13 protein-coding genes are annotated in these 14119 nt (G+C 44.8%); 2 read left to right on the forward strand and 11 right to left on the reverse strand.

All coding sequences use genetic code 11. The annotated features are described in order from the left end of the window. Positions 1-62 precede the first annotated feature (62 nt). The 8 genes from WH37_RS19030 to WH37_RS19065 all read right to left on the reverse strand — a co-directional run bounded on the left by WH37_RS19030 (position 63) and on the right by WH37_RS19065 (position 8997). Positions 63-980 carry a polysaccharide deacetylase family protein gene (locus WH37_RS19030; protein ID WP_231594281.1) on the reverse strand — a complete coding sequence of 306 codons (918 nt, stop codon included), beginning with the start codon at positions 978-980 and terminating at the stop codon, positions 63-65. Positions 981-1038: 58 nt separating this feature from the next. Then, positions 1039-2241, reverse strand: a complete 1203-nt coding sequence (locus WH37_RS19035; protein WP_082110897.1) for a glycoside hydrolase family 10-like protein — start codon at positions 2239-2241, stop codon at positions 1039-1041. A gap of 61 nt (positions 2242-2302) precedes the next feature. Next, the gene (locus WH37_RS19040; protein ID WP_046232205.1) at positions 2303-3379 is read right to left on the reverse strand and encodes an efflux RND transporter periplasmic adaptor subunit; all 1077 of its coding nucleotides are present in this window, start codon (positions 3377-3379) and stop codon (positions 2303-2305) included. A 30-nt stretch (positions 3380-3409) separates the two neighbouring features. Beyond that, positions 3410-4753 carry an ABC transporter permease gene (locus WH37_RS19045; RefSeq protein ID WP_046232206.1) on the reverse strand — a complete coding sequence of 448 codons (1344 nt, stop codon included), beginning with the start codon at positions 4751-4753 and terminating at the stop codon, positions 3410-3412. Positions 4754-4783: 30 nt separating this feature from the next. Continuing rightward, a complete protein-coding gene (locus WH37_RS19050; protein ID WP_046232207.1) occupies positions 4784-5452 on the reverse strand; it encodes an ABC transporter ATP-binding protein in 669 nt (222 codons plus the stop codon). A gap of 215 nt (positions 5453-5667) precedes the next feature. After that, positions 5668-6834, reverse strand: coding sequence for a hypothetical protein (locus WH37_RS19055; protein ID WP_046232208.1), 1167 nt, complete (start codon positions 6832-6834; stop codon positions 5668-5670). After that, positions 6821-8290: a sensor histidine kinase gene (locus WH37_RS19060; RefSeq protein WP_046232209.1), complete on the reverse strand. Its 1470-nt coding sequence runs from the start codon at positions 8288-8290 to the stop codon at positions 6821-6823. The genes WH37_RS19055 and WH37_RS19060 overlap by 14 nt, the downstream gene beginning before the upstream one ends. Next, positions 8287-8997 carry a response regulator transcription factor gene (locus WH37_RS19065; protein ID WP_046232210.1) on the reverse strand — a complete coding sequence of 237 codons (711 nt, stop codon included), beginning with the start codon at positions 8995-8997 and terminating at the stop codon, positions 8287-8289. The genes WH37_RS19060 and WH37_RS19065 overlap by 4 nt, the downstream gene beginning before the upstream one ends. Before the next feature lie 192 nt (positions 8998-9189). Here WH37_RS19065 and WH37_RS19070 point away from each other — a divergent pair, with 192 nt between their 5' ends. Beyond that, on the forward strand, positions 9190-9666 hold the full coding sequence (locus tag WH37_RS19070) for an RNA polymerase sigma factor (RefSeq protein WP_046232284.1): 477 nt from the start codon (positions 9190-9192) through the stop codon (positions 9664-9666). 34 nt (positions 9667-9700) lie between these two features. Here WH37_RS19070 and WH37_RS19075 read toward each other — a convergent pair whose 3' ends face one another. Both WH37_RS19075 and WH37_RS19080 read right to left on the reverse strand, forming a co-directional pair. Beyond that, positions 9701-10120, reverse strand: a complete 420-nt coding sequence (locus tag WH37_RS19075) for a VOC family protein (protein WP_231594283.1) — start codon at positions 10118-10120, stop codon at positions 9701-9703. Positions 10121-10167: 47 nt separating this feature from the next. After that, entirely contained in the window at positions 10168-11454 is a 1287-nt protein-coding gene (locus tag WH37_RS19080; protein WP_052737071.1) for an MDR family MFS transporter, read from the reverse strand. Between the two features lie 133 nt (positions 11455-11587). Between WH37_RS19080 and WH37_RS19085 the strand changes: the two genes are divergently transcribed. Continuing rightward, on the forward strand, positions 11588-13363 hold the full coding sequence (locus WH37_RS19085) for an ABC transporter substrate-binding protein (RefSeq protein WP_046232212.1): 1776 nt from the start codon (positions 11588-11590) through the stop codon (positions 13361-13363). A 110-nt stretch (positions 13364-13473) separates the two neighbouring features. Here WH37_RS19085 and WH37_RS19090 read toward each other — a convergent pair whose 3' ends face one another. Next, the gene (locus WH37_RS19090; protein WP_046232213.1) at positions 13474-14103 is read right to left on the reverse strand and encodes an NUDIX hydrolase; all 630 of its coding nucleotides are present in this window, start codon (positions 14101-14103) and stop codon (positions 13474-13476) included. Positions 14104-14119: the final 16 nt, after the last annotated feature.

Below are 14119 nucleotides of genomic sequence, written 5' to 3' on the forward strand. Positions count from 1 at the left end.
TCATGCTATATTTTCAACTTCCATTAACATTTTGTTTGCTCTATGGCCCCCATTGCTGACTGTTACAAGCGTTGATCATCTTTAAAGTTAACAACCGAATGCTTATTAGGATCGTATGCTTCAATTTTGTACCCACTATCCTTAAGAAGTTTTATAATGCCCGGTAATGCTGCTATGGTCTGTTCACGTTCATGCAATAATATAACTTCTTTTTGTCTGGATAGCTTCCCGCTAATTTGTTCTATAATTTTATCTGGCTGGCCAGGTAAATTCCAATCAAGCGAATCTATTGTCCAATCCCACATTTTAAATCCAGCCGCCGCAACATCACCCCTGAAAGCCTCCCCCATTTGCGGACTGCTTCCGTACGGTGCACGAATCAGCCAAGGAGTAACACCAATCATATTTTCAACCAGCTTCTGTTCAGCTTGAAATTCCTCGACAAAGTTTTTGGAACCGCCGCTTTCATAGAGCTTCTTGTAATTATGCGTCATGCTATGAAGTCCAGCGTAATGCTTCTCTTCTAAAAGTCGTTTCATCACATCCTGATGCTGTTCCAAGTTGCTTCCAATCCAGAAAAAACTTGCCTTCACCTCATGCTGCTTCAAAATATCGAGTAATGGTGCCGTGTATTTGCTAGGACCATCATCAAACGTTAAGTAGGCTACCTTCCCATTATCCTGCGCACTAACAGATTCCTCTTTAACAACCGGAGTAACTTCTGTTTTGTAAGATTTTTCGGGATTTGCAGGATTTTCAGGTTTTACATTTTCTTGAATTACAGGATCTTGAATAGGCATTACAATTCCTTCAAACCAATTAGCAAAGCCCAAAATCGCATGTACCAAACCATTTATAATTAGCGCAAGAACCAGTAAAGCTAAACTAAGTCTTTTATAATTTATTTTCTTAATTACTTTTTTTCTCATTCTAGGCCGGATGCTTTTGTTATCCTCCATCGACTTTTGATGAATAAACAATTTGAGTGCACTTCCTCCATTTCTTATTTGTAATTATGATCTCTATAGAACGTGAAGCTTAATTATAAAATTGTGTTAATCGATTACCAATTCCAGCAGTATTATTCAATAAGGTTTTCGCACTAAAGAAAATGCTTCCTCTAACCTCTGGATACTTGCGATTGAGTTGAAGCTGCCTAATAATAGCATCGCTTGACTTCCAATCGGTCGTATTGCTTCCAAGCTTGTAAGCTCCGTGACCAATATACAGCTTTACCGATGTCCCTCTTGTTTCCTTCGCCCACCAGTCAACGAGCTTCTCATAAGCAGCAGGCTTGAAACCAATGCTCCAGTACAGCTGTGGTGCTATGTAATCAATCCATTCATTTCTGATCCAGCTCCTGGCGTCTGCATACTGACTATCATAGGCGCTGTTCCCCGTAGTGTCAGAGCCAGTCGAGTCATCCCTCGAATTACGCCATATTCCAAACGGACTAATCCCAAAATCGATTTCGTTTTTCTCTGCTGTTATTTCCTGATGAAGGTCCTGTACAAAAGCATTGATATTATTTCGTCTCCACTCTGCCTTGTTTGACATGGAGCCTTTATATATAGCAAAAGTTCGATCATCTTGAAATGTGTCTTCGCCATACGGATAAAAATAATCATCCAGATGAACGCCATCAATATCGTAATTTTCTACAACTTCCATTATGGCATCAATGATATGCTGTCTAGCCTCAGGTATACCTGGATTGAAAATCAGCTTTTTATCATGAGGGACGACCCACTCGGGATGTTGTTTCGCGGGATGATTCTGCGGCAGTTCTTTTATACTCCCGCCAGTGCTTGCTCGGAATGGATTAAACCAGGCATGAAATTCCATTCCTCTACGATGAGTCTCTTCTATCATGAAGCTAAGTGGATCATAACCCGGGCTTTTCCCTTCCTTGCCAGTAAGTGAACGGGACCAAGTAACGAGTTTTGAAGGATATATAGCATCAGAAGCCCCTCTGACTTGAACGAAGACCGTATTGATGCCCATTGCATGCAGCTTGTCCAGCATGTCGGTAAATTCCTTCTTTTGCGCAGCAGCTGTAAGACCAGACCTAGAGGGCCAATCAATGTTATATACGGTGCTTATCCAGACGGCGCGCACCTCTTTTTCCTTATCTGACATCGTTTTTGATGGGGCTTGAGCATAAGCCATGTTGGGCAAACTTCCAGCTTGTATAAAAATCAACACTAAAACAAAACAACTTAAGAAATAACGCAATGCCATACACCTCCGTCATTCACTATTTTCTCAACATGATTTTCAATAAAGGGTCATAAATGGTCTATTAAGGCATAACGACTACGTCTCCAGGCTTTAAGCCCTTCAGCACCTCAATCTGATCACCAAATTCTATTCCCGTCTCAATATCCTGACGCTCGATCTGTCCATTTCCTTGATCCCGCATTACATAGACCAGTTCCCCTTCCCGCATAATCGCCAAAGCAGACACCACCGCTGCCTTCTCTTTGCGAAAAGTCTCAATTCTACCTTCGAGCGTAAGCCCACCAATCAAAAGCTTATCCGCCTTCATAGCTATGACGACATCAAACTGTGAAAGCTGCGAAGTGTCTGTTGCATTACTACTTGTTTTTGGGAATTGCGATATACTTTGGATTTTCCCTAAAAACTCCTTATCCTTCCTGCCACTCATTTGCACCTTAACCTGCATTCCTGGTTTAAGTTGGATGATGTCTTTCTCCGACACACTTGCGGCAAAATCAACTTGATCCAGGTTAACGATCTTTCCAATTAGCTGACCTTCGGCCAACATGCTGGTTTTATCATCCGGCTCATTGTATAGAAACACGCCTGAAGACGGGGAGAAAATCACTGCTTTGTCCAGAAGTTTCCTTTTCTCCTTGAGTTCGTCCTCCTTTAGCACGATCGCTTCCTCGTTAATCTCGTCTGTCAGCCGCTTGCCCTCACGTGCAATAAATGCTTTTTTTCGCTCCTCTCCCGTTACACCTATCTCTTCTGTCTCAGCCTCCACTGCCTGAGTGACCTGCTTCAGCTTAATATCAAGCCTCGCTTTCTTAATATCAGACTCCAACTGCTTGATTTCTTTTTGAATCGCCTCGGTATCAAGCTCCATAATGATGTCACCTTTCTTGAGCTGCTGACCGTTCTTCTTGTTTCTGCTAACGATTTTAGCGGAAATTGGAGCATAAACCTGCGTTTCTTCCGCATATACGGACTTGCCTTTTACCTGAAGCTCCTCCGTTATCGTTTCCTCCGTAACGGTAAAGCTGATCATAGACTGCGACTCCACCGGCAAAGGAGGCTCCGGCTTATATTGCATATAAAAGTAGTAGCCTGCTCCGATCAGCAAGCACATTGCGACAATCCCTTTTATCCATTTCATCTTGTTTTCCCGCCTTTATTTGCTCGTTCCTTAACCATTTTTGATAACCTCAAGCGCATTCGTTCGGGACGCGCTGACTGCTGGATAAATGCCCGACAATACACCCGTTAGTACGGTGAATACAATGCCTACCACTAGAGCGAATACGGGTATGTTAACATTAAAAGAAACATTGGCAATCGCTCCAGAAACAATGACTTTATTCAGCCCTCCGACTACGATATAAGAAATAACGAGTCCTACTGCTCCTCCAAGCAATCCAAGCAGTGCCGCCTCCGTCACAAACATTTGACGAATTTGCCAAAGGTTCGCACCTAATATTTTCATAACTCCGATTTGCCTGCGTCGTTGGTGCGTTGACATCGTCATAGCAACCAATATGGATAGGGAAGCCAAAAACATAATAAATAGACCAATGCTAAGCGCTGCCTTCTTATAGAGCGCAAACTTCTCTTGAATCATAACCTCCTGAAACAGATTGCTTTGCGTAGTGAGAAACAATTGTTGAATTTGTGCTTCCACTTGTGCAACATATTTCTTATCCTCCACTTTAATAAGTACAGATTCAAACTTGAGAGGAGGAGAGGACTCTCCTTCCTTAACAAATTGCTCTTGAAGCATTCTGGCCGTATCCAGTGAAACGTAAACGGTTTTCTCGTAAAGGGAATATTCTGCGTTTGAACCACTTTTCACCTCAAGCACTCCACTTACCCGCAATGGTGTACTTATTTTTGCAGCTGCCGCCTTATCTGGCAGATTACTTTCGCTAAAATGAATTTGCTGCTGATATAAATCCGTTTGTTTTTGATCGAATTGGCTAAGCTTTAAGTAGTTTTGTTCATTATTGGGATCGTTTTTTAAAGCTTCGAATATTTCATTTCTAATGATTGGATCAGCCAGTCCGAATGTGGCTCCATAGCTTACTATTGCTGCTCCAAGCGCAGTAGAAGCCCCGCCTTCAGCAAACTCGAAACCAAACGATGCAAGTGAACCGAGATCTGTACCAATGACTTCAGTACTCACATTTCTACTATCCAAAATGGACATGTCCATATAATTAAGCTTAAGCATAGGGAGTGCTGCAGTGACATGAGAAAGATTTCTGATAACGTCCAGCTTCTCCTTCGTAATATCCCCTCGTCCGATTTCCATCGTTCCCCCGGCGCCGCTTGAGTTGGGCAGAACTGTTATTTCATCCATCTTGAACTCGGCATTCATTTGTTCTTCACTTTGCCGCTGTGCGGATTGCCCAATACTAACCGCCATAATGATAGAAGCGCATCCAATAGAAAGACCGATCATACATAGAAAGGTAACAACCCTTCTTCTAACAATTTGTCTCCATGACATTTTCACTAAATCTGCAGCTCTCAAGCGGTACCCTCTCCCTATCAATGATCATATTTATGTATGGTTGAGCGAGCCATTCTTCAATGTAATGATTCGACCCATTTCACCAGCCACTTCCGCCTCATGTGTCACGATAACAAATGTGGTTTTCATCTCCATGTTCAGCCTCTGTAAAATAGCCAGTATTTCCTCTTCAGTCTGCGTATCCAAATTACCAGTAGGCTCATCCGCAAAAATAATAGAAGGCTCGCTAATAAGAGAGCGTGCAATACTTACTCGCTGCTGCTGTCCACCTGATAGCTGTGACGGATACATTTCTGCCTTATCTGCCAAATCAACCTGCTCCAATAACAATAATGATTTCTTCTTGCGCCGGGATTCCGATAAAGTATGAAAGACAAGCGGCAGCTCCACGTTTTCTCGAATCGTAAGATTAGGAATCAGCTCATAGGATTGAAAAATAAAGCCAATATGCTTACGGCGATATTCCGCCAGTCGATTTTCATTCATTCTCACAATATCCTGATCCCCAATGTAGATTTTCCCTTTCTCTGGCTTCATAAAACCCGCCATCAAATTGAGCAAGGTTGATTTACCTGAACCAGAGATGCCAAGCAGCGCTACCATTTCACCTTGGCCGATCTCAAGATTGATATCATGCAAAATTGGAACAACTTCCTTCCCCTTGCGAAAGAAATGAGATAAGTCTTCAACCCGAAGCATATATAAAACCACCTTTACTTGACGAACTGTCGGTTTACGCCGCTTAGTCCGTCCTGCTGTTACTATGACTTGTGATTAATAATAAAGAACAAATGTATACAAGCTAACCCGAGTTGTATCTAAAATGTAACAAACAAGCCTGCAAAAAAATCCCTGCCGAACAAGGAGAATTACTCCATCATTCAACAGGGATGCTATAGTACTTTCATATTGTCTTACCAAGCATTTAGCGTAAAGCGCAAAAACTCCGTTCTATTTATAACACGACCGCTGACGAATAAATCATTTTTGCTCCATTGCAGCGTAGGCAGACCTTCAAGGTTGCGATAGATAACCGTGTCGTAAAGAAGCTTATTTCCCTCTAAATACGCTACGTGAATTTCATTGTTTTTGCTGTCCTCCCCTGAAAAATAGGCGACGCGCGTCTGCTCCTCATCAACCGCAATTCCCCAAATTACTCCTTCCTTCAACAGCTTGTAAGTTGCTGTATTCTTGTCATACATAAAGAGACCCTTAGTCCCTTCAATGGTGCCGTATAGAAGTAAATTCCCATTGCCAAGCACCTTAAATTGCTCAATGCCCTGCCCTGAGGCCATTATAGTAATGCCATTTTTCTTATTTACGTCAAACCGGTAGATAACAGCTTTCTCATTCATTTGGACAAGAAAATAAACATCCTTTTGCTCATAGCTGAGTTGAAGCGATTCTAGTAAAATCTGTACATCAACGCTTTGCTTCAAGTCGTTTTTTTCAGCAACAAGGTTACTCAGCTCCTCATAGCTGTACAGCATACGCTTCTTTTCGCCTCCATCTTGCAAAAGATTAAAGCTCTCACCATCAAAACCAATATAAGAATCCTCGCTAATAAAAAGTAACGATTCAACTGCATTATACGGGTAAAGACTTATCTTGGAATTGGATAAATCATATAAATACGCACTTTTAACATCCCAATCTTGCCCATATTGGGTGTAAATAAGTCCCTTTTCTTTTCTTAATAGATTAATAACGTAGCTTACATTCCCTGCAATATCCTTGATCTTGTTTTCTTCCAGCCACAGCATTGATAGCTTGTTTCCACTAAAAGAACGATCAGGACTAATAATAACAACAGAATTATGATCAATCGCTTTAAATAAATAAATGGGAAAATCATAGACTTGTCGAATGATAGATTCGATCTTGACCGTACTGTCGGGTGGCACAGTCAATTTGCCTGCAAATTGCTTGTCAGAAAGCAAAATTGTGCGGGAATTTCCTTTGCTCAGCATGTATAAGTCGCTTACTCCATAGATACAACAGACAAAGAACAGAAGCATAGCGCTAAGGATTAGCATGTTGGGCATTGTTTTCCTCATGCCGACATTTTTAGACTTGTTCATATTCTCCCCCAGGAAAGCTAATGGTCACTTCGGTTCCTTCGTTAATTCTGCTGCTCATTACAATTGTACCGCCATGGTATTCAACCGTGCTTTTTACAATCGACAAACCGAGTCCCGCACTGCCTCTTTCCTCCTTTGCCATACCACTTCCACGATAGAATGGCTCAAATACACGTTGAAGAAGCTCCTCCTTCACACCATTTCCCTTATCTCTAACGATTACAATATTCAAATTATGCTGACGGTAGGCCTCTACACTAATGATGGAATTGACATGCCCATATTTAATAGAGTTATCCATTACATTTAGAAAAGCCTGCTTTAGTTTTTCGCGATCCCCATGCAGCAGCATCCTATCCTCCACTTCGTAGTGGATGACAATATTATACTTACTTGCTTTTACTTTCATATCCTCACAAGCCTCTTGTACAAGTCCAGACAAATCGACCTGCTTCATCCGATAAGTCTGATTGGTCGTCGAAGCTACAGACATATCAAGAATGTCGACCACCATCCCGTTTAGACGCTGACTTTCCTTTATGACATAATCCAGCCCTTTATCAAAAAAAACTTTGTCCGTAAATCCATTATCCTTCAAAATTTGTGCGTATCCGAGTATCGTCGTCAATGGTGTTTTCAGTTCATGAGTAACATTATCAAAAAACGTTTTGCTACGTGCTTGAATTTGTGTGACTTCATCACGCTCCCGTTCAATCACGTCAATCTGTTCTCTAATACGGTTAATCATGGCAGTGAAGGTGCCTGCAAGTTCTCCAATCTCATCCTTTGCATGAATTTGAATGTCCACATTCAGATTGCCTTGTGAAACCTTGGTTGAAAGCTGTGTTAGCTCTCGAATCGGTCTCGTTATTTTTCTGGAGATCATAACGGAGGCTGCGAAAATAAAAATAAAAAGGACAACCGCAAACCCTTCCAGTGTATTCTGAAACCGTAAATTACGCTGGTACAATTCACTGTAATCCCTCTGATATCGCAAAATTCCAATTGTTGTATGGTTCGACTCTAGCGGGAAAGCCAAGCTCGCAATGGCCTGCTCTCTATCCAAATAAGTCACATATGCAATTTCGTGCTTGGCAGCCGCTGCAAGTTCCGGACTAGCATTAAATGATGACGCTCTGCTCTCCTCAGTATAATCGAACGACTGTCCATCCGGTTTATATATAACGACGCTTCCGTCAACGACCGAGCCAATCTCTTTTGCCAACGCTTGTTTCTCAACCGCAAGTGAGTTTGAACTCATCCTCTTGCGATTAATGAGAAAATACTGGTTGACCGCAATATCCAGCTTTGTCTTTACATCAACCATATCTTCGTGAATCGTTCGGTACATATTTTCCTCTGTCATGCGGTAGGATATAATGAGCATCGCTGAAAAACCTATAAATACAATAATAGAGAATAGAGCAACCATCTTATACTGAATCGTCCATTTCATGCTCGCACCTGCATATCCAACTTATAGCCGACACCAAAAACCGTTTCAATAATAGAAGCCCCCTGGTCTGTGTCCAGCTTCTTACGTATTCGTTGGACATGAATATCCACTGTGCGAGTATCCCCTGCAAACTCAAACCCCCATACCCTGTCGAGCAGCTCTGAGCGTGTAAACACCCTTCGGTGGTGAATCACCAAAAATAATAGCAAATCATATTCCTTATTTGTCAAATTAACTTTTATACCATTTCTCCAAACTTCTCTCTCTTCCTTATGGATCTCAATTCGTGTTCCCAATCGAATCACTGGGTACGACTGATTTTCCAGACTTTCGCTAATTAACTCGATTCTACGAAAAATAGCCCGAATACGGGCAACAACTTCCCTAATATCAAATGGCTTCGTAATATAATCATCAGCGCCAAGCTCCATACCTAGCACTTTGTCCAACATATCCGATTTAGCTGTAATCATAATAACAGGTATTCTGAGGTTCACAGACAATTTTCGACATAAGTCAAAACCGCTCATATCCGGCAGCATCAGGTCGAGTAGCACAAGATCAGGTCTATATTTCTCCAATTGTTCTAGTCCTGCTGAACCTGTTCCCGCCTCTTGTACAACAAAACCCTCCTTTCGCAAGGAGTAACCTAATATATCACGGATCGCTTCCTCATCTTCAATCATCAAAATACTTTTTTGTCTCATATATGCCGACGATTCTCCCTCGGTTTTTATTCTATTTTGTATGCAAACTTGCATTCTGGATAGAGTAGAGCGAAGAATGTTACAAATCTGATACAAGTTTTGCCTATATCGATACATTTTTCGATTAAATTGTTCTTACATATAGAGTAATTCCCTTTAAATCTGGTTGAAAAGAGGTTCGAATATTTTATGATGAGTGATACCAAATTTCAAGATACATATATTAAATATAGGTATCAGATAACGAGATATCTAGCAGGAATAATGAAAAACACAGAGGACGCCGAGGATTTGACACAGGACTGCTTCATTCGACTCATGAATGTTTCATCCGATATTGCAGAAGACAAGCTTTTCTGCTATTTGAGAACAACAGCCAAAAACCTGGCCATAGATACATTCCGCAAACGCAGAAGGGCCAAAAAAAAGTCGATAAAAGTAGAAAAAATCTTATTTTACTACGAAACATCAGAGTTGGAGGTTCAACAAAACGTTGAGGAAATCGTCTCAATAGTGAAAAATAAAGAACACCGCCAAATTCTAGAACTGCGCCTTTTACATGGCTACAATATAAAAGAAACGGCCAAACTCGTCGACAAAAGTGAAGGGCTAATTCGTATATACCTGTTCCGTGCGATGAAGCAAATAAGAGATGAAATGATTTCTTGAGTGAAAGAGAAATAGATAAACAGTCAATGCTCGATCAGCCTATTCCTAGCGTATTTTGCAGCACGATACGATAGCCGTCGGGATCGGCGATGGTGATGCCTTTTTGCTTCCAATAAGGATTTTCCGGCTCCACCTCGGGGTAACCCAGCTCCAGAAGACGCTCTGCGATCATTAACTGTTGCTCGCGATCCTCAATGTAGAACACCAGCAGATTATCCTCAGACGGTGGGGCGAGCGGCGCCCCCGAGACATGCTGCGTAAACTCCAAATGGTAGTCCGCTCCCGGCAGGCCGAACATCATGCCATCGTACCCGTCATGCCCCTCGAAGGAACCAATTCGTTCTAGGCCCAGCCCCTGTTCATAAAAAGCAGCCACCTCAGCCAATTGGTTCGTCGGCCTTGCTACTCTGAACTGTACGGCTGGCATCGCGCCAGCCCATTGTTTTTTACTCATGCTGTACAACCTCCTCTATCTTCTTCACTTACAACAGCCAGTCGCTTCTAAACCTTCGCAGCCGTCGGTGCTGAACCTTGCGGACGCGACTCCCCTGGCGCAAGCCGCTGAAATACATAATGCGTCAGCAGCAGCCCCGTCATGCCCATTACAAAAATGATCATCGCCATGTAGCTGGAGTGCAGCACAGCACCAAGGCTAATGCCAATAGCGCCGAAAGCGCCAGCGAACTGCCCAAGCAGGCCGTTCACCGCCAAATACGAGCTTCGAGCCTGATCCTTCACAATGCCAGCGAGATAGGCTTGTCTGATCGGCGTAAACATCAGCTCGCCAATCGTCGCTCCCAGCATGGATACGAGCAGCAGCCACACGGAGTTGCTGAAGCCGACGATCGTAAAGCCAAGCGTGTACAAAATAACGCCAATATACATAATCCGTGCCGGCCGGAAACGGCGGACAAAGCTGGCTGCCCAGATCGCGAGGCAGACGATAATGAGCGTGTTCTCGACCTGCAGCAGACTGACAAGCCGGATGCCTGTCAGCTCGAAGGTGAAATTGTCCAGCATGGGCAGCTGCTGGGGCTCGAACTCTTTTTGCAGGCGGACGCTAATGTAGTTGTACAAGTGAATTTCCAGCGAGCGAATGAGCATCCCGCTGACACTGTAGATAATAAACAGCTTGTCCTGCGCCACCAGCTTGTAATTAAGCGCCATATTGCGAATCGGCCCTTTGCCGTTATACTGCCGCCTGCTCTCCGCATCCGGAAAATGGGTTTCCCGAATAAAAAACAGCGTTAGAATGAGCGTCGCCAGACTCGCCAGTCCCATAATCATAAAAAGCTCGGTCCGGTGCGTTGCGAACAGAAAGCCGCCGATCGGTGCGCCAATCGAGATCGACAAATTGATCGCCCAGAAATTAATGCTATAAATAAAAGCGCGATTTTCCTTCGTGCTGACGTCAATCAGCATGGCCTCAGCCGCTGGATTAAACATGCCATTGCAAAGACTAAGCAGCAGCATCATGGAAAAGGTCAGCCAAGTGGAATCGAGAAATGGCGAATTGGCAAGAGTCATCACAAGCACCGATATAAAGCGGATGATTTGTGCGTAAGCCATCACCTTTTTTCGTCCATAGCGGTCTGCCATATATCCGCCGTACAGGCTCGCTGTAATTTGCAGAAGCAAATTAATGAGCAGCAGCAAGCCTGCAATTCCTGCCCCCAGCCGCTGGGTAAAATAAATCGCCATAAACGGCAAAATCATCGCCTCTACGCAACGCGTCAAGAAGGTTGTCAAAATCCGAATTTTTATATTGCGGTCCAGCTGCATAAACATGATCGTTTCCCCTTTCTCTGTGTAGACTTAATTTTAGCTGGGAAAACGAGAATAAAAAGAGTAAGATTGAAATTAAAATTTCACCTTTTATAGGACGGCGCTTGGACCAGCATGAGCAAAGGACGGATATGACATGAAGCATAAAAAGCATTATATTGAGCTGCTGTTATCGCTGCCCGGCAAACAACATAAGGGGGCAACAATTTCGATTACGATCGGCGAGCTGACCAAGGTGCTGAACTGTACGCCACGCAACGTCAAGCTGGTGCTGCGCAGGCTGGTGGAGGAAGGCTTTGCAGCATGGAGCGCGGGGGTGGGACGCGGCCATATTTCGCAATTGACGGTTATCCGCGAGCTGGAGGATGTGCTGACGGAGCATTTTAACGAGCTGCTTGCAAAGGGAAAAATGAAGGAGGCCATCGCTTTCATCTCCAGCCACGAGCTGCCCCCTGTCTTGCGCGACAAGCTGCGCGCTATGCTGGAAAATCGCATGGGCTTCCAGCTGGAGCAGGCAGGTGCCGCCAATCTTGATGTGCTTCGGGTGACCGTGACGAGGAAGCTGGGCATCTTTGATCCAGCCTTTGCTTTTACCGTTACCGAGGTGTTTCTACTGGAGCAAATCTACAGCCGCCTGATCGACTTTGATTCGGCAACGCAGCGCTTCCTGCCTTCGCTTGCCCATGCCTGGGAAAGCAATGACGATTACACGGCATGGACCTTTTATTTGCGTAAAGGGGTAGGCTTTCACCACGGGCTGCTCCTAACAGCCGAGGATGTGCGGTTCACGCTGGAGCGTTTGCGGGAGGTCCATTCTCCCTCCTGCTGGCAATACGAGGACATCGCGGACATTGAGATAGTCAGCGATTATTGCCTGATCTTCAGGCTGCGGCAGCCTAACCCGTTTCTGCTGCATTTTCTCAGCTGTGCGGCCATGTCGATTTTGCCGCATGATGTCGTATTCTCCGAGCAAAAGATGCTTGGTACAGGCGCCTTCAAGCTAGTCGAAAAGGCTGCGCAGGTGCTGCGGCTTGAAGCCTTCGACCACTATTTTCGCGAGCGGGCCTGGCTTGACCTCGTGGAAATTTGGCATATTCCTTCGGATGCGCCAAGGGAACGGCAATTTACCTTGCCGCATATGGACGCCGCATCCGGTGATCATGCTGGGGAAAATAATAGAGCGATGGATTCCTTGCTTGATGGCTGCCGCTATTTAATTTTCAACTTCAGCATGCCAGGCATCCAGCATCAGTCCACCTTCCGCCAAGCGCTTCGGCTGCTGCTTGACCGCGAGCTGTTGATTGCTGAGCTGGGAGGCAATCGCGCCATACCTGCAAACAGCTTTCTGGTCGCTAGCAGTGAGCTCGCTTCTTATGAATCTGGCTCGCTGGCTGATGCAGAAGCGCTGCTCCGAGCAAGCGGCTATGCTGGCGAAGTCATCGAGCTGTACTACCACGGCAGGCCTGTTGAGCAGCAGGATATGCTTTGGCTGCAGCAGCGGGCAGCTGCCATCGGCCTTCACCTGAACCTCCATCCCTATGTCATTGCAGAGGTCTCGCCTCAAAAGCTTGCGCAATTCGCCCATTTGATGCTGGCAACTGAGGTGCTGGAAAACGATACAGAACTAGGTTTGCTTCGGCTTTTCTATAATGAAGACAGCAATTTGCATCATTTTTTGACTATAGAACAGCGAGAACGGCTGCGGAGCATACTTGCCCGCTACGTCAGCCTCCCTTCCGCAGCCGAGCGGGCCCAAATTGTAGAGGAAGCCGAGCAATGGCTGCGACAGGATAACTGGCTGCTTTACCTATACCATTCCCGGTTCCAGACGCAGCTGCCGCTAGCCCTTCAAGGGCTGGCTATCGATTCCTTCGGCTGGCTGGATTTCTCCAAGCTATGGATCAAAAAATAAAGGAATGCCCTATCAATCATCATATGATGATCGATAGGGCATTCCCATTAAAACAGGGACGATCCCATCAGCAAGCACCGCTTAGCTAATCGGACCGTCCCTCTTTCGCATTAATCCAATACAACCGGCTTATCCGGCTGCTTCAAAAATTCGAACATCATCTTGATCTGCCGCTCGGTATTGCGCTGCACCGATAGTGGAGGAAGCGCATCCTCTGCGAAAAAGCCAACATCGCTCGTCTCCGGCCCAACCGCCGCTTCTCCGCCAATAATTTCACATGCAATAAACAGGTCGTAAATATGATAAATATCCGGTGGATGCTCATGCTTCTTTTTATCCAGTACTGCGAGCAGCCGCTTTGGCTTGACCTTAAAACCGGATTCTTCCCAAATTTCCTTCACCGCAACCTCAGAAGGAGAAATGCCAACATCCGCCCAGCCTCCCGGCAGCGCCCACGCCTGATCCTGCTTTTCTTTGATCATTAAAATTCGGTCATCCTGGAAAACAACGCCGCGAATGCCGACCTTCGGCGTCGCATATCCCTTATCGCTGGCAAAAGTTAACGCCAGCTGTTCCCGTTTCATGCCGGTGGCAAAAGCCAGCATATCAACCGAAATGGCGCGAAGCTCCTCATAGCGCTCGATATCGAAAGCATTTTCCGAATAGGTAAGCCCATTTTGCGCGAGTGCTTGAATCCGTTTTACCCAGTCCAGCCACTGCTCATCTGACGAATGGTTCATTCCACATTCCTCCGTA

It is taken from the genome of Paenibacillus algorifonticola (assembly GCF_000971975.1).
GTDB classification, from domain to species: Bacteria; Bacillota; Bacilli; order Paenibacillales; family Paenibacillaceae; genus Pristimantibacillus; species Pristimantibacillus algorifonticola.

Bases quoted from the DNA above. Each gene is read 5' to 3' on its own strand.
- WH37_RS19065 (WP_046232210.1), bottom strand. From the start codon at position 8,997: ATGAGACAAAAAAGTATTTTGATGATTGAAGATGAGGAAGCGATCCGT.
- WH37_RS19035 (WP_082110897.1), bottom strand. From the start codon at position 2,241: ATGGCATTGCGTTATTTCTTAAGTTGTTTTGTTTTAGTGTTGATTTTT.
- WH37_RS19040 (WP_046232205.1), bottom strand. From the start codon at position 3,379: ATGAAATGGATAAAAGGGATTGTCGCAATGTGCTTGCTGATCGGAGCA.
- WH37_RS19090 (WP_046232213.1), bottom strand. From the start codon at position 14,103: ATGAACCATTCGTCAGATGAGCAGTGGCTGGACTGGGTAAAACGGATT.
- WH37_RS19080 (WP_052737071.1), bottom strand. From the start codon at position 11,454: ATGTTTATGCAGCTGGACCGCAATATAAAAATTCGGATTTTGACAACC.
- WH37_RS19075 (WP_231594283.1), bottom strand. From the start codon at position 10,120: ATGAGTAAAAAACAATGGGCTGGCGCGATGCCAGCCGTACAGTTCAGA.
- WH37_RS19085 (WP_046232212.1), top strand. From the start codon at position 11,588: ATGAAGCATAAAAAGCATTATATTGAGCTGCTGTTATCGCTGCCCGGC.
- WH37_RS19060 (WP_046232209.1), bottom strand. From the start codon at position 8,290: ATGAAATGGACGATTCAGTATAAGATGGTTGCTCTATTCTCTATTATT.
- WH37_RS19070 (WP_046232284.1), top strand. From the start codon at position 9,190: ATGAGTGATACCAAATTTCAAGATACATATATTAAATATAGGTATCAG.
- WH37_RS19055 (WP_046232208.1), bottom strand. From the start codon at position 6,834: ATGAACAAGTCTAAAAATGTCGGCATGAGGAAAACAATGCCCAACATG.
- WH37_RS19050 (WP_046232207.1), bottom strand. From the start codon at position 5,452: ATGCTTCGGGTTGAAGACTTATCTCATTTCTTTCGCAAGGGGAAGGAA.